The sequence below is a fragment of the Bradyrhizobium sp. 1(2017) genome (assembly GCF_011602485.2).
Lineage (GTDB): Bacteria > Pseudomonadota > Alphaproteobacteria > Rhizobiales > Xanthobacteraceae > Bradyrhizobium.
This window is the reverse complement of record NZ_CP050022.2, coordinates 478930-493636: the sequence shown is the minus strand read 5'-3', so window position 1 is coordinate 493636 and position 14707 is coordinate 478930. Positions and strand designations below refer to the sequence as shown.

Here is a 14707-nt window from a genome sequence, read left to right as displayed (position 1 = left end):
GTGGGTTCAAGGTGGAGAAGGCTGGGGGGTTCGGAGGGTGGATAACAATAATGGTGAAAACAACCCCATGCACAGTAGGCGGGGTGTGGAAGATCAATGACTTACGCGGGGGTGTCGGGCGCGCGCGCCGGGGCTCGCGCATGCGTAGGTCATCGATCCCGGGCGCGTCCAGTCATGCGGCGACTTCTGCATGAATGTAGCGGCCGCAACGCCAACTGAGTCTGCGCGCAGCCGGCGCTATTGCGCCGGCAAAGGAACGCGCCGCAGGATGTCGTCATAGGGGGCGAGGTCGAGATAGGCCGTCACCTCCGCCGCCTTGCCGTCCTGCATGAGCATGATCCACGCATAGCTGTTCGCGTAAGGCTTGCCATCGCGCGCCACGCCGCCGCCTTCCCAATGTGCGATGACATGGTCGCCATCGGCAAAAATCCTCACGGCTGTAGGGCGGACCGGTGTCGACAATCGGTTCGCGAACGGGCGGACCGCTCGATCCAGGAACACATCGCGGCCTCGGAAATCGCCGGCGCTTGGGCCGGATCCTTTGATGCGCCAGACCACGTCTTGGTGCAGCAGGTCATTGAAGAAGGTGGTTCCTCCGGCCGCCCACCGATCGAACGCATCGGTGACGATCCGCTTGTTGTCGTCCTGCAGCGAATTGGCCTGTCCGCAGGGTGCTGCCGTCGTCAGGCTGGAGGCCGTGAAGATGATCGCGTAGACGCACCACGCAAGTGCGCGATTGACCATGGCTGGCATTGTGTCTCCCTTTCTGGTGCAAAATGTCGTCCTGCCCCGAAGTGATGCAATCGCGGTCGGCCGAACACCACCGACATGTCGTTCCTTGATCTATCCGCGCCGGGCGACAGTGGCGCCGCCAAAGATGAGTTGCTCGACCATCGGGCGGCGCAAGAAACGCTCCGGAAAGATGGGATCTGGCGCGGTCGCATGGTCGAGGCGCGCCATCTGCTCAGGAGAAAGCGATATCCCGACCGCGCCGAAATTGTCTTCCGCCTGATCCAGCGTGCGGGCTCCGATCACCGGCGAGGTGACTGCAGGATTCGCCAGCGTCCATGCGATGGCCACCTGCGAAGGCGTCGCGCCGAGCTCCGCGGCGATGGTGCGCACCATGTCGGCGGCGTCCAGCGATCGCTCGTTGAGATGGCCGGACGAAGCGATGACCGAGGCGCGTGTCATTCCGACGGCCCGCTCCTGAGAATCCCTGAGATCGGCCCGCGTGTACTTGCCGGTGAGCACGCCGCCGCCGAGGGGCGACCAGGGCAGCACGCCGAGGCCGAGGGCGGCTGCCAGCGGCATGAGTTCGTGCTCGACCGTTCGCTCGACCAGATTATATTCGATCTGCAGGGCAACGAAGGGCGACCAGCCGCGCAGATCTGCCATCGTCTGCAGCTGTGAAATGCGCCAGGCCGGTGTGTTGCAAATGCCGACATACTGCGCTTTCCCGGTGCGCACGAGATCGTCCAGTCCGCGCATCACTTCATCCGGCTGCGTCGTCGCATCCCAGCCGTGGAGGTAAAGCAGGTCGATACGGTCGGTCTCGAGCTGTCGCAGGCTCTGCTCCACGGAGCGCACCATGTTGAGCCGGTGGTTGCCGCCCGAATTGGGATCGCCGGGATCGCGCGCCATGGTGAATTTGGTTGCGAGCACGAGACGATCGCGCTTGTCCCGGGCGAACTGGCCAACCAGGCGCTCGGACGCGCCGTTGGTATAGTTCACCGCCGTGTCGATGAAATTGCCGCCGCGGTCGACATACAGATCGAAGATCCGCCGTGCGGCGCCGGCATCGGCGCCCCATCCCCACTCGGTCCCGAAGGTCATCGTGCCCAGCGCAAGGGGAGATATGCGCAAACCGGAGCGGCCAAGCAGGCGGTATTGATCCAGTGCTGTCATCAGAGCCTCCATCGTTGGCTGGGAGGTAGCCGGCGGCCAAAGGTGAGACAAGTTGGCCAATGATGACCGAAGTGGTAAGCATAGCTAACCAATGACCACTGACCTGAACCTTGTCGCCGTTTTCATCGCGGTCGCCGAAGCGAGGAGCTTCCGGGGCGCCGCCGAGCGGTTAGGGGTGACGCGGTCCGCCGTGAGCCAGGCCGTCCGCCGCATGGAAGACCAGTTGGGCGTAGCTCTGGTCCATCGAACGACGCGCAGTGTCAGTCTCACCGAAGCCGGCATGCGCTTGCACGAGCGCGTGGCGCCGGCGGTCGCCGAAGTCGAACAGGCGATCAATGGCGCCCGCGACCGTGACGCGCAGCCGACGGGGCAGCTGCGCCTGGCCGTGTCGTCGATCGCCGAGCGATTCATTTGCGGTCCCTTGCTCGCCGATTTCACGCAGGCTCATCCCGGCGTGCAGGTCGACGTCACCGTGACCGATGAGGAATTCGACATCGTGGCCGAGGGCTACGACGCAGGGGTTCGGCTCGGCGAGGTGATCGAGCAGGACATGATCGCGGTGCCGGTCTCAGGCGATCAACGCCAGCTGGTCGTGGCTGCTCCGGCCTATCTGGAGCGGTTTGGCGTCCCCTCACATCCGCGCGAACTCTCGCAGCATTGCTGCATCGGCTGGCGGCCGGCGCCGCAAATGGCCCCTTACCGTTGGGAATTTGCCGAGGCCGGGCGCGAGTTCGACGTCGCGGTGGAGCCGAGGATCACGACCAATGACATGTGGGTCATGGTGCGGACCGCCTGCGCGGGAGGCGGCCTGACCTTCGGCATGGAAGAAACGTTTCGCCCCTATATCGAGCGAGGAGAATTGGTACCCGTGCTGGAGGAATATTGTCCGTCTTTCCGCGGCTTTTTCCTCTACTTTCCGGACCGGCGGAATCTTCCGCCGAAGCTGCGGGTGTTGATCGATCACGTGCGTTATCGGCCGAGCGGAAAGCGCTAGCGGCGGGAGTGGTACCCGAGCCGACAGCACACCTTGAGGCTGCTTCCCTGCAGCAACAAACGCTCGTTTCCTGCATCGATCTCTGGCCCCGAACTGCCGAACATGTTTTGCTGCAGCCATGCCTGAACCGACCCGAGAACAAGTCGAGCAACTGACGCGCGCGTTCGAACGTTTCACGCGCCGGTTCAAGGTCGCCGAGGCGGTCGCGGCGGCCGACAACGCGCTCAACGCACTCGATGCCCAAACCCTGGTGTTCATCGCCGAACATCCTGGTTGCGGCATGGGCGATGTCGCGCGCTATCTCAATGTTGCGATGACAACGATGTCCTCGGCCGTCGATCGGCTGGTGAAGAAAGACCTGATCGAGCGTCGCCGTCCCGAGGACAATCGCCGCGCGGTCGCCCTGAGCGCGAACGAAAAGGGGCGCCAGGTGGTTGACGACCACATCCAAGGGTACCGGGAGGCTTGCCGGACGATGCTTCGGGCGCTGGAGATGTCTGAGCAGGACGAACTGATCCGTCTGACCGAAAAGATTGCCGACAACGAAACTTGAATAGTACGAAATTCGTACTATTCTGATGAGGCTGGCAGAGCTTGAGGAGAGTTCGGCCCAGAGATGGAGGCGTCCATGGCTATCCTCGTCAACGGAATCGCACATCCTCCGCCCGACGACCCCAGGATGTCCCTGCTCGATCTGCTGCGGGAGCGTCTCGGCCTGACCGGGACGAAGCTGGGCTGCAACCAGGGCGGCTGCGGGGCGTGCACCGTCATCATCGACGGCGATCGGGTCCTGTCGTGTCTGACGCTGGCCGTTCAGGCCGATGGCCGCGAGGTGCGCACCATTGAGGGCATCGCCCCTGAAGACGGCCAGTTGCATCCGCTGCAGCAGGCCTTCATCGAGCACGACGGCTTCCAGTGCGGTTATTGCACGCCGGGCCAAATCTGCTCGGCGATCGCCATGATCGAGGAATTGCGTCGTGGCGATCCCAGCTACGTCACGGCCGACCTCACCGAAGGCCCAACAGGCGCACGGCGCCACGAGATCCGCGAGCGCATGAGCGGCAATCTGTGCCGCTGCGGCGCTCACAACGGGATCATCGATGCCATCGAGAAGCTGATGGAAGGAGATGCGGCATGAGAACCTTCGCCTATCAGCGCGTCGCCGATCAGGCTTCGGCCCTGTCCGCCGCGGCCGCGGGGCCGGTCCGCTACCTCGGTGGCGGCACCAATCTTGTCGATCTGATGCGACAGAATATCGAGGCGCCGCAGGCGCTGGTCGATGTCTCGCGCCTGCCGGCCGAGATCATCGATCTGCCGGGCGGAGGTCTCAAGATCGGCGCGGCGGTGCGCAACAGCACGCTGGCGGCGCATCCCGCCGTGCGTGCGCGCTATCCGATGCTGTCGCGTGCGCTGCTGGCCGGAGCCTCGGCGCAGATCCGCAACATGGCGACGGTCGGGGGCAACATCCTTCAGCGCACGCGGTGCGCCTATTTCTACGACGCGGCGGGCTCGCACTGTAACAAGCGCGAGCAGCATGCCGGCTGCGACGCCATCGGCGGCTTCAACCGCTATCACGCGATCCTCGGCGCATCGCCGCACTGTGTCGCGACCCATCCGTCGGACATGTGCGTCGCGCTTGCGGCGCTCGATGCGACGGTTCGTCTCGCCGGCCACGGAGGCGAGCGCAGCGTGCCTCTGACTGATTTCCACCGCTTGCCGGGCGAGACGCCGCAGATCGAGACCGTCCTGCATCCCGGCGAACTGATCACCGCAATCGAGCTCCCGCCAGACCCGACGGCCGCGCGCTCGACCTATCGCAAGGTCCGCGATCGTTCGAGCTACGCATTCGCGCTGATATCCGTCGCAGCCGGTCTAAATGTGGTCGACAGAAAGATCCGGGATGTCCGGATCGCGCTCGGCGGCGTGGCCGCCAAGCCATGGCGCGCGCGGCAGGCCGAGAAGATGCTGCTGGGTGAGACGCCGACGCCGGAGCGCTTTCGTGCATCGGCCGATGCCGAACTGGCGGCGGCCACCACACTTGACGGCAATGCCTTCAAGGTCGAACTCGCGAAGCGGACCATCGTGGCCGTGCTCGCCCAACTCACGGGAGAGGACGCATGAGCAAGCTGCAGAATGCGATCGTCGGCGGCGTCCGCGCCGCGATGGGCTACGTTCCCGGCAGCTGGTTGCCGGGCGGCACGCCAGATCCGCTGATCGACAAGCGAGTCAACCTCGGAACGCAGCAGTCCCGCATCGACGGCCCCGACAAGGTGAAGGGCGCCGCACGCTTCGCGGCGGAAGTTCCCATGGAAGGGCTGCTCTATGCGGCTTTCGTCCACTCCACGATTGCGCGCGGGCGCATTGCCGAACTCGATGTCGCTGCCGCCGAGGCGGCGGACGGCGTCGCGCTGGTGATGACCCACCGCAACGCCCCGAAATTGGCGCTGCCGCCGCCGATCGGCCTGACAAATCTGAAAGCCGCCGGCAACAACATCCTGCCGGTGATGCAGGACGCGGAGATCCGCTGGAACGGCCAGACGGTGGCCGTCGTGCTCGCGGAGACGCAGGAACAGGCGAACTTCGCCGCGTCGCTGGTCGTCGTCCGCTACGCGCCGGTCGCCGCGCGGACGGACTTCAAGGCCGGCAAGGCGAATGCCCGCACGCCGGACTCGCTGATGATCGAGCGTAACCGGCTGAAGAAGGGCGATGCGGAAACCGCATTCAGGACGGCAGCCGCTGTTACAGACGCCGTCTATCGCACGCCCTGGCACAGTCACAGCCCCATCGAACCCCATGCTACAACCATCCGCTGGGACGGTGACCGGCTGATCGTGCATGACGCCACGCAGATGTTGAACGGCACGGCCGGTTCGCTGGCAAAGGTGTTCGGCATCAAAGAGACGCAGGTCTTCGTCAGTTCGCCTTTCGTCGGCGGCGGCTTTGGCGGCAAGGGACTGTGGGATCATCAAATCCTCGGCGCCGCGGCGGCCAAACTCGCGCAGCGGCCGGTCCGGCTGGTGCTGTCGCGGGCCAGCATGCAGCGTCTTGTCGGCGGCCGTTCGCAGACCGAGCAGCGCGTGGCGCTCGCGGCCGACCGCGACGGCCGGCTGCTGGCGCTTCTTCATCACGGCTATTCGGTCAAGCCCGCGCACGGTGTGACCGACGAGGCGTTCACGCTCACCAGCCGGTCGCTCTACGCGGCTGGAAGCTTCGACATCGTGCAGCATGCCATCGACCTCGACGTGCTCGCCAACACGTTCATGCGCGCGCCGGGCGAGGCGCCAGGAACTTTCGCGGTCGAAAGTGCGATGGACGAGCTGGCGCATGAACTGCAGATCGACCCGATCGAGCTGAGGCGCCGCAATATCGGCGACTCCGATCCGGTCAGCGGTGCGCCGCATTCGCAGAGTGATCTGATGCTGGCCTACGATCTCGGCGCAAAACGCTTCGGCTGGGAGCGGCGTCCGCCAAAGCCGCGTTCGCGCAGAACAGGCGAGTGGCTGGTTGGCATGGGATGCGCGTCGGGCTCGTTTCCCTACGCGCGGATGCCGGGCATGTCGGCCCGCATCACGATCGACGGCGATGGACGCGCGACCGTGGCGAGTGCTGCGCACGAGATGGGCATGGGCACGGCAACCGTGCAGCGGCAGCACGCCGCCGATCGCCTCGGCCTGCCGCTTGACAGCGTCACCGTTCGTATCGGCGACACCAGCCTGCCGTTCGGCAGCTTTGCTGGCGGTTCGTCGCAAACCGCATCGCTTGGTGCGGCGATCAATGCGGCGAGCATGAAGCTCGCCGGCGAACTGCTGCGCCTGGCCGGCAACGACACGCCGCTGGCCGGCCTGCGGGCAAACGAGATCGAGTTCGCCGACGGAGGTTTGCGCAAGATCGGCGATCCGTTGCGACATGAAAGCTTCGCATCGATCCTCAAGCGGGCGGCGCGCAACGAAATCAGCGTCGTCGGCGAAAGCTCGGCGCCCCTGGAGGTGCTGAAATTCTCGATGCACAGCCGGTCCGCGATCTTCTGCGAATTGCGCGTCAGCGAGGTGACGGGGGAAGTGCGCGTCGACCGTCTCGTCGGGTCGTTCGATTGCGGTCGCATCCTCAATCCGAAGACGGCGGCCAGCCAGTTTCGCGGCGGCATGATCATGGGACTCGGCATGGCGCTGACGGAGGAGACCCTGCTCGATGAGCGCAGCGGGCGGATCATCAGCGCGTCCATCGCGGACTACCATATCCCGGCCCATCTCGACGTGCCCGACATTGACGTGTTGTGGACCGATATTCCCGATCCTCGCACTCCGATGGGCGCGCGCGGCATCGGCGAAATCGGCATCGCCGGCGTTGCTGCGGCGATCGCGAACGCCGCGTTCAACGCCACCGGCAAGCGCATCCGCGACCTGCCGCTGACGCCGGACAAGCTGTTGTTGGCTTGAGCTGGCAGGATTCGAATGCCGGCGGCGCATCAGGGATGCGCGGGGCCACGAGGGCCGCGCGTCCTTGGCAAGAACTTGATCTCGCGCCTGCCGACGACCTCCTTCAGCCGCGCAGGAACGCGCTTCCTGGGATCGCTCAAGAGATCCACACTGGATCGTTCTAGCTCCGGCACTGCGGGCATCTCGCTCATCGAGCGGACGGTGCGGCTCGGATGGAAGGTATTCCCGCCGCGGTCGCTGGCTTGTCCCTTGCCAGCAGCGTGCGGGTTGCCGTCGCCACGTCGGGCTGACGCATCAGGCTTTCGCCGACAAGGAAGGTCGACATTCCCACACGCTCGAGCCTGGCCAGATCATCCGATGTGAAAATCCCGCTTTCCCCAACCATCAGCCGCTCCTTCGGGATCAGCGGCGCAAGTTCCTCGCTGGTCGTAAGCGTAGTCTCGAAGGTACGGAGATTGCGGTTGTTGACGCCGACCATCAGCGAACGGAGTTTCAGCGCGCGGTCGAGTTCGGCGCGGTCGTGGATCTCGATCAGCACATCCATCTGAAGCGCGATCGCGGCGTCCTCGATATCCTTGGCGGCGGCGTCATCGAGCGCCGCCATGATGATCAGAATGCAGTCGGCGCCGTGAGCGCGGGATTCGACAACCTGATATGTGTCGAACATGAAATCCTTGCGCAACACCGGCAGATTGGTCACCGCACGCGCCGCGGCCATGAAATCGAGATGCCCCTGGAACGACGCCGTATCGGTCAGCACCGAGAGGCAGGCCGCGCCACCGGACTCATAGGCCTTCGCCAAGGCGGGTGGATCGAAATCGGCGCGGATGAGGCCCTTCGATGGCGACGCCTTCTTGATCTCGGCAATCAGCGCATAGTCGCCGCCGCCGTGCTTTTCCTTGATCGCGCGGACAAAACCGCGGGGTGGCGCCGCATTCCTGGCGCGCGCCTCGAGGCTCGCGAGGGGGTGAACACGCTTGGAAACCGCGATCTCCTCGCGCTTATAGGTTTCGATCTTCTTCAAGATGTCTGACATCATCGCTCTGTTGTTGGACTCAACTCTCGCCCAACAATCTGCGTCGCTCCGGCGGGACAGTACAAATCAAAGATCATCGACGCCTGCTCACTTCCGCTTCATCACCCGTTCGTGGCGGCTGCGAAATTCCGTTCATGACGCTCGCGCCGCTGATGAGCTTCACTGAAGCGGGATGTAGCCGCTGAGACGTCATTGCCGGGATCGCTGCGGCATGCTCTCGATCTTATTCCCCATCACTATGGAAACCATGAATGACAGCTATTGGAAGATTTCGTCTCGCGCTGCGATCAATGGCGGTCGCTACGAATTTCATCGAGTAGCGCCCACCGCCGGTTGCATCAGCCGGAGTGGGCTGAATCGGGTGACTTGATCCTTTCGAAGACTCCCAGCGCGTGGGTGCTCGTCAACTCATCCCTCACGTCCAACGGGCTTAGGAGGCACCCATGGCTTTCACGTTGAAGATCAACGGTACCCCCTATGAGGTTGATGTCGATGGCGACGTTGCGCTGCTGTGGGTGCTGCGCGACGTACTCGGCATGACCGGAACCAAGTTCGGCTGCGGCCAGGCACTGTGCGGTGCCTGCACCGTGCATATCGGCGGTCAACCGGTCCGATCCTGCCAGACGCCGGTCGACAGCGTCGGCGATAGTGCGATCACCACGATCGAGGCGATTGGCAGCACACCGCAAGGAGCGGCCTTGCAAAATGCCTGGCTCGAGTTGGAGGTCGTGCAGTGCGGCTACTGCCAATCCGGCCAGATCATGTCGGCGGCTGCGCTCTTAACGGACATGCCGAAGCCAACGGACGACGATATCGACGTGGCCATGTCGGGCAACGTCTGCCGATGCGGCACCTATCAGCGCATCCGCGCTGCGATCAAGCGTGCTGCGGGAGTCTGAGATCATGGGTGGGATTATTCAGACTGAGCAGATCACAGATGACGCAGCGGTGTCGCGGCGCACCTTCCTTCGGGGCGGAGGTCTGCTGCTTGGCTTTGCGCTGACGGGCGCGAGCACGGAAGCCGTCTTCGCAGCAACTCCTTCGCAGGTTGTCGAAAACGAGGTAGCCGGGGCTTTCGCACCGAATGGATTTATTCGCATCGATCCGATCGGATCGGTGACACTAGTTATGCCGATGGTCGAGATGGGACAGGGAGTTTACACATCGCTCTCGATGCTTCTCGCCGAAGAGCTGGAAGTGAGGCTCGACCAGATTCAGGTCCAGCACGCTCCGCCAAATCATGCGCTTTACGCCAACTCGATCATAGGCATTCAAAATACCGGTGGCTCCGCCTCTGTCCGGGCCTTCTGGACGCCGCTGCGTCAGGCCGGGGCGGTAGGTCGCCATCTGCTGATTGCCGCAGCCGCAAGACGCTGGAATGTCGATCCGGCGACTTGCCGCGCCAAGGACGGAACCGTCTTCGACGCCTCAGGTTCGAAACATCTGAGCTACGGCGAACTTGCGATCGCTGCGGCGAAGTTGCCTGTGCCGGCTGCCGCCGACGTCAAATTGAAGGATCCGAAGGATTTCACCTTGATCGGCAAGCGCGTCAAACGTGTGGATTCATCGATAAAGGTCGATGGGCGCGCGCTCTACGGCATCGATACGCGACTGCCGGGCATGACGATTGCAGCAATTGCCATTTCGCCGGTGCTCGGTGGCAACGCGAAAGCGGTGGACGAGAAAGCCGCGCTGGCGGTGAAGGGCGTCCGGCAAGTGGTCAATATCGGTGAAGCTGTCGCCGTCGTGGCGGATCACATGGGTGCGGCGAAGAAGGGGCTCGAGGCTGCCGCCATCACATGGGACGACGGGCCACACGGCAAGGTCAACAACGCCGATATCGTCAAGCAGTTGGAGGAAGCATCCAGACAGCCGGGCGCGGTTGCCCGTAACGTTGGCGATGCGGGGAAGGCTCTTGCGGCGGCGGCGCAACGGGTTGACGCCATCTATCAGGTGCCTTTCCTGGCCCATGCGGCGATGGAGCCGATGAACTGCACGGTCCATCTGCAGAAGGACCGTTGCGACATCTGGGTCGGGACGCAGGCGCCTACGATCACACAGTCGCAGGTGGCCGAGCTCACCGGCCTGCCAAGAGACGCTGTCAAAATTCACAATCATCTGATCGGCGGTGGCTTCGGCCGAAGGCTTGAAGCCGACGGCACGATTCTCGCCGTCAAGATCGCCAAGCACGTTGACGGCCCGGTGAAGGTGATCTGGAGCCGCGAGGAAGACATCCAGCACGATATGTACCGGCCCTGCTATCTCGATCGGCTGTCGGCCGGTCTTGACGCGGCCGGCAGGCCCGTTGCCTGGACACACCGGATCGCCGGCTCCTCAGTCATGGCGCGCTACTATCCCCCTTACGTCAAGAACGGATTGGATCCCGACGCCGTGGAAGGCGCCGCCGAACCGCCCTATGCGCTGCCCAATATTCACGTCGATTTTGTCCGGGTCGAGCCCCCTGGCGTCCGGACTTCCTGGTGGCGCGGCGTCGGACCGACTCACAACGTTTTCGTGGTCGAAAGCTTCGTGGATGAACTCGCTCATGCCGCGAAGCAGGATCCCGTCGCCTACCGCAAGGGATTGCTTGGCCACAATCCGCGAGCGCTCGCTGTTCTATCGCTCGCGGCGGAAAAAGCCGGCTGGGGATCGCCGCTTCCCGCGCGGCATGGCCGAGGAATTTCGGTACAATTCGCATACGGAAGTTACACGTCACAGGTCGCCGAGGTCGAAGTGGCGGCCGATGGCTCGGTCAAGGTAAAGCGGATTGTCTGTGCGATCGACTGCGGCATGCACGTCAATCCGGATACGATTGAAGCCCAAGTCCAAGGTGGAACGCTTTTCGGCCTGACCGCGGCGCTCCACGGATCGATCACCTTCAGGGATGGACGGGTGGAACAGAGCAATTTCGACACCTATCTACCGATGCGTATCGACGAGGTACCGGTGGTGGAGACACACCTGATCAAGAGCGCGGAACCTCCGGGTGGCGTTGGTGAAGCCCCGACGGCGATTGTCAGTGCCGCTGTCACCAATGCGATCTTCGCCGCGACCGGGAAGCGTGTGCGTAGCCTGCCAATTGATTCGAATTCGTTGAAATCGTCGTCTTAATCCCAACATGCCCTCGCACGTGGCCGGGCAAAAGACACGAAGCGTAAGGACTATGAGCGCACCGTAATCTAGTATCAAGGGACAGGGTTCCGTCGTACAAGTCGCATGATTACGCCCCGTGATCCCAAGAGAATGGCACTATCGATGCCGGTAACTGGCACTTAAGAACCGCTACGATCATGCCCAACTCGAAAGCGACGCCAAAGCAGAATCTCGTCGAGCAGAGCGGTGCGCGACGGACAGGCGCCGCTGTCAAATTGTCTACAACAGACCTCAACAGCTTGATGAAAGCGCTCGACATCGATGTCATCGCGCTGACCGAGATTTTGGTGCCGCCCGGCCATCGCGTTGAATTCGGAACGATCGACGTGCCCGGAATCCACTACAACCTAAGCGGCATGGGACGCATATCAATCAACGGCAAACCCGCGATACCGCTAAGTCCTCATCTGCTCATCATTGTGCCGCCCAACACTCCGCTCACGATCGAGGTTGATGGCGAAAGCGGTCCGCAGAGGCTTATTTCGAGAGACTGCTGGACGCGTCGCGACGGCATTCTCCGCGTCGCAGTGCCGGACGGGCAACCTGAAATCGTCCAGGTGTGCGGCTTTTTTAACGCATCCTTTGGTCAATCAGTGAGGCTGTTCGGAGAACTGCGCGAACCGGTGATCGAGCAATTCGAGCCGGCGGACAGGATTGATCTCAAGCTTCGCGAGGCCATGGACGAACTCCTGCAGCAGGAGGTCGGCGTCGGAGCCATGACGGCGTCTCTGCTCAAGCAGATCGTCGTCTCGTTGGTGCGGCGTTCGGTCAAGTCATCCCAGCGGTGGACCGAACGGTTCTCGATCCTTGCCGACAGGCAAATCACTCGTGCATTTGCGGATATGGTGGCACGGCCGGGAGCCGCCCATTCCGTCCAAAGCCTGGCGCACTGCGCAGGACTGAGTCGTTCGGCCTTCATGACGCGCTTCTCTGACATCTTTGGGCAGACCCCGATGGCCATCTTGCGAGACTTGAGGATGCGCCAGGCTGCGATCGATTTGAAGACGACCTCGATGCCGATCGACATCGTTGCTCTTAACGCGGGTTACGAAAGCCGCTCGAGTTTTGCGCGAGCTTTTCGGAGAGCGTACAATCAGGACCCAAGCGACTATCGGCGAACGGCCAAGGAGAGCAAAGCGGATATCCGGACATAAGATACGATCGTTGCCGCCATGCATGTTCTCATGGATGGCTACGCTTGCCGCCAGCTACACGATGAAGCTGGCCTGACGATCCGCCCGACGACGTGAGGCGAGCGCGACCTGCGGCAACGACAGGGTATCGACCAGAATGATGTCGATCCCGAGGAGCTTGATCGCTCACGACGTAAGGAAGGCGGAAACCAGCCTCTCTACCGCCAGGTTTTCCTTCAGGTGCGTTGGAGATCCTCCACCAGCATCCTCGCGGCGTGGCGCGCGAGCGCCTGGGTCGGAGCGTTAGTATTGCCGCTGGTGATGTTCGGCATGATCGAGGCATCGATGACGCGAAGGCCATCGACGCCGCGAACCCTTAGCCTCGCGTCAACAACCGCTCGCGCATCCCGGCCCATCCGGCAAGTCCCAACCGGGTGCCACATCGTCGTCACGACCCGCTTCACCCAGTCACCGATTTCGGCGTCCGAGTCGATACCCGGGCCGGGATCCATTTCTTCCTCAACGACCGTGGCCAACGACTCCTGGGCCAGGACCTGGCGAATCGCGCGCACCGATTCCACCGCAGCTTTCAGGTCCTCCTCCTCACCAAGGAAGTTTGGATGGATCAGTGGCATTGATGCCGGATCACCGTCGGCCAACCGCACCCAGCCGCGGCTCTTGGGCTGAAGCACCACGAGTTCGAAGGTAATGCCCGAACGATCGCCCGCCGGACCGAGTTGCTCGTTCAAAACGATCGGGGCGTGATAACATTGGATGGTAGGTTCTGCGGCGAAATCGGACGGATTCCAGTGCGTCACCGTCTCGATTCCATTACCCGACGCCGGGCCGTCCTTCGTGACCAGATAGCGCAACCCCGCTTTCACGCTGCCGAGGCCCTGCGAGGCCGCCTGATATCCGAGATCACCCTGCACATAGACGCGGACCGGTACCATCGGGTGATCCTGGAGATTTTCGCCCACCTCCGGAGAATCGACATTCACGGCGATGCCGTACTGGCTCAGTTGTTTGGCGGGCCCGATGCCCGAGTGCATGAGGATTGTCGGGCTATGGACGGCGCCAGCCGACAGAATGACCTCTTTGGCCCTGATGCTCTTCAGGCTCTTGTCCAAGAACTCAACGCCGACGGACCGCCCGTTCTCGACGAGGATGCGAGCGACGGTCCTGCCGGTGAGAAGTGTTACGCGCCCCGAGTCGAGATGCGGGCGCAGATAAGCATCGACCGCGCTGCAACGGCGCTGATCGCCGACCGTCGACTGCACCGGCGAGACGCCGATCTGGGTCTTGCCGTTATAATCGGGATTATAGGGAATCCCGTACTCCTGGAATGCCTTGAGGCAATACTGGTTCAGCTTATTGATGCCTTTGGGCAACTGGACCGCCAGGCCGCCATCTATGCCATGATATGCGTCGTGAAACGTATCGTTGCTCTCCTGCGCCACAAAGACAGGAAGCAGATCTTCATACGACCATTTACCGGTCTCGCCGACGGCATCCTGCCACGCAGCGAAATCGCGAGTCTGACCACGAACGTAGCACATCGCATTGATCGAGGAGCCGCCGCCGAGCACCTTGGCTGAGCGATACGCTCGCCTGGTCCCGTGCTGGGGGACCGTCTCGTACTTCCAGACATGCCGGTCGTGAGCGAGAATTTTGGCGAAGCCTGCTGGAATGTGGATGAACGGATCGCGATCCTTGTCACCCGCTTCGATCAGCGCGATCGATGCATCGGTGTGCACGGCGAGATAACTCGCGACAACGCAGCCGGCTGCGCCCGCGCCAACAATGACAAAATCGTAGGCTTCGTCAAACATCAGAACCTTTTCTTTCGTACCATTTGGATCGCTCAATCAACAACAGCTGCGGACGCGACGCCTGACCCGAAGATTGATCGGACCATGTCTTTGGAGAGTGACGTTCCAATGCCGACGAGGGAAATCACCTCTTGCCATCGAGTCGATAGATGATCGTTATGGCCGGACGCTTCGGCTCTCAGCGCTCCACAAGACCTGCTCTCACGCTTTTCCAAACG

At 62.8% G+C, this 14707-nt stretch carries 12 protein-coding genes; 8 read left to right on the top strand and 4 right to left on the bottom strand.

Annotation, left to right across the window (positions count from 1 at the left end; translation table 11 throughout):
• Positions 1 to 237: 237 nt before the first annotated feature.
• Together HAP40_RS02320 and HAP40_RS02315 are read right to left on the bottom strand one after the other, a co-directional pair.
• Positions 238 to 753 carry a nuclear transport factor 2 family protein gene (locus HAP40_RS02320; RefSeq protein ID WP_166811143.1) on the bottom strand — a complete coding sequence of 172 codons (516 nt, stop codon included), beginning with the start codon at positions 751 to 753 and terminating at the stop codon, positions 238 to 240.
• Between the two features lie 90 nt (positions 754 to 843).
• Entirely contained in the window at positions 844 to 1905 is a 1062-nt protein-coding gene (locus tag HAP40_RS02315; RefSeq protein ID WP_166811145.1) for an aldo/keto reductase, read from the bottom strand.
• 91 nt (positions 1906 to 1996) lie between these two features.
• On the opposite strand from HAP40_RS02315, the gene HAP40_RS02310 reads away from it, so the two are divergent.
• From HAP40_RS02310 to HAP40_RS02290, 5 genes are all read left to right on the top strand, one after another.
• Complete coding sequence (locus HAP40_RS02310; protein ID WP_166811147.1) at positions 1997 to 2899, top strand: LysR family transcriptional regulator; 903 nt, start codon at positions 1997 to 1999, stop codon at positions 2897 to 2899.
• Positions 2900 to 3017: 118 nt separating this feature from the next.
• Positions 3018 to 3452, top strand: coding sequence for a MarR family winged helix-turn-helix transcriptional regulator (locus tag HAP40_RS02305; RefSeq protein WP_166811149.1), 435 nt, complete (start codon positions 3018 to 3020; stop codon positions 3450 to 3452).
• A 75-nt stretch (positions 3453 to 3527) separates the two neighbouring features.
• Positions 3528 to 4037 (top strand): (2Fe-2S)-binding protein, encoded by a 510-nt coding sequence (locus HAP40_RS02300; protein ID WP_166811152.1) that lies wholly within the window; start codon positions 3528 to 3530, stop codon positions 4035 to 4037.
• Positions 4034 to 5020 (top strand): FAD binding domain-containing protein, encoded by a 987-nt coding sequence (locus HAP40_RS02295; protein ID WP_166811154.1) that lies wholly within the window; start codon positions 4034 to 4036, stop codon positions 5018 to 5020. Before HAP40_RS02300 ends, HAP40_RS02295 begins: the two co-directional genes overlap by 4 nt.
• A 41-nt stretch (positions 5021 to 5061) precedes the next feature.
• Complete coding sequence (locus HAP40_RS02290) at positions 5062 to 7335, top strand: xanthine dehydrogenase family protein molybdopterin-binding subunit (protein WP_208024905.1); 2274 nt, start codon at positions 5062 to 5064, stop codon at positions 7333 to 7335.
• Positions 7336 to 7522: 187 nt separating this feature from the next.
• Here HAP40_RS02290 and trpC read toward each other — a convergent pair whose 3' ends face one another.
• Positions 7523 to 8371: an indole-3-glycerol phosphate synthase TrpC gene (gene trpC, locus HAP40_RS02285; RefSeq protein ID WP_166811158.1), complete on the bottom strand. Its 849-nt coding sequence runs from the start codon at positions 8369 to 8371 to the stop codon at positions 7523 to 7525.
• A 443-nt stretch (positions 8372 to 8814) separates the two neighbouring features.
• On the opposite strand from trpC, the gene HAP40_RS02280 reads away from it, so the two are divergent.
• The 3 genes from HAP40_RS02280 to HAP40_RS02270 all read left to right on the top strand — a co-directional run bounded on the left by HAP40_RS02280 (position 8815) and on the right by HAP40_RS02270 (position 12678).
• Positions 8815 to 9270 (top strand): (2Fe-2S)-binding protein, encoded by a 456-nt coding sequence (locus tag HAP40_RS02280; protein ID WP_166811160.1) that lies wholly within the window; start codon positions 8815 to 8817, stop codon positions 9268 to 9270.
• Between the two features lie 4 nt (positions 9271 to 9274).
• Positions 9275 to 11482, top strand: coding sequence for a xanthine dehydrogenase family protein molybdopterin-binding subunit (locus HAP40_RS02275; protein ID WP_166811162.1), 2208 nt, complete (start codon positions 9275 to 9277; stop codon positions 11480 to 11482).
• 179 nt (positions 11483 to 11661) lie between these two features.
• Complete coding sequence (locus HAP40_RS02270; protein WP_166811164.1) at positions 11662 to 12678, top strand: AraC family transcriptional regulator; 1017 nt, start codon at positions 11662 to 11664, stop codon at positions 12676 to 12678.
• Between the two features lie 215 nt (positions 12679 to 12893).
• Here HAP40_RS02270 and HAP40_RS02265 read toward each other — a convergent pair whose 3' ends face one another.
• Entirely contained in the window at positions 12894 to 14489 is a 1596-nt protein-coding gene (locus tag HAP40_RS02265; RefSeq protein WP_166811166.1) for a GMC family oxidoreductase, read from the bottom strand.
• Positions 14490 to 14707: the final 218 nt, after the last annotated feature.

Bases quoted from the DNA above. Each gene is read 5' to 3' on its own strand.
- HAP40_RS02320 (WP_166811143.1), bottom strand. From the start codon at position 753: ATGCCAGCCATGGTCAATCGCGCACTTGCGTGGTGCGTCTACGCGATC.
- HAP40_RS02315 (WP_166811145.1), bottom strand. From the start codon at position 1,905: ATGACAGCACTGGATCAATACCGCCTGCTTGGCCGCTCCGGTTTGCGC.
- HAP40_RS02310 (WP_166811147.1), top strand. From the start codon at position 1,997: ATGACCACTGACCTGAACCTTGTCGCCGTTTTCATCGCGGTCGCCGAA.
- HAP40_RS02305 (WP_166811149.1), top strand. From the start codon at position 3,018: ATGCCTGAACCGACCCGAGAACAAGTCGAGCAACTGACGCGCGCGTTC.
- HAP40_RS02300 (WP_166811152.1), top strand. From the start codon at position 3,528: ATGGCTATCCTCGTCAACGGAATCGCACATCCTCCGCCCGACGACCCC.
- HAP40_RS02295 (WP_166811154.1), top strand. From the start codon at position 4,034: ATGAGAACCTTCGCCTATCAGCGCGTCGCCGATCAGGCTTCGGCCCTG.
- HAP40_RS02290 (WP_208024905.1), top strand. From the start codon at position 5,062: ATGGGCTACGTTCCCGGCAGCTGGTTGCCGGGCGGCACGCCAGATCCG.
- trpC (WP_166811158.1), bottom strand. From the start codon at position 8,371: ATGTCAGACATCTTGAAGAAGATCGAAACCTATAAGCGCGAGGAGATC.
- HAP40_RS02280 (WP_166811160.1), top strand. From the start codon at position 8,815: ATGGCTTTCACGTTGAAGATCAACGGTACCCCCTATGAGGTTGATGTC.
- HAP40_RS02275 (WP_166811162.1), top strand. From the start codon at position 9,275: ATGGGTGGGATTATTCAGACTGAGCAGATCACAGATGACGCAGCGGTG.
- HAP40_RS02270 (WP_166811164.1), top strand. From the start codon at position 11,662: ATGCCCAACTCGAAAGCGACGCCAAAGCAGAATCTCGTCGAGCAGAGC.
- HAP40_RS02265 (WP_166811166.1), bottom strand. From the start codon at position 14,489: ATGTTTGACGAAGCCTACGATTTTGTCATTGTTGGCGCGGGCGCAGCC.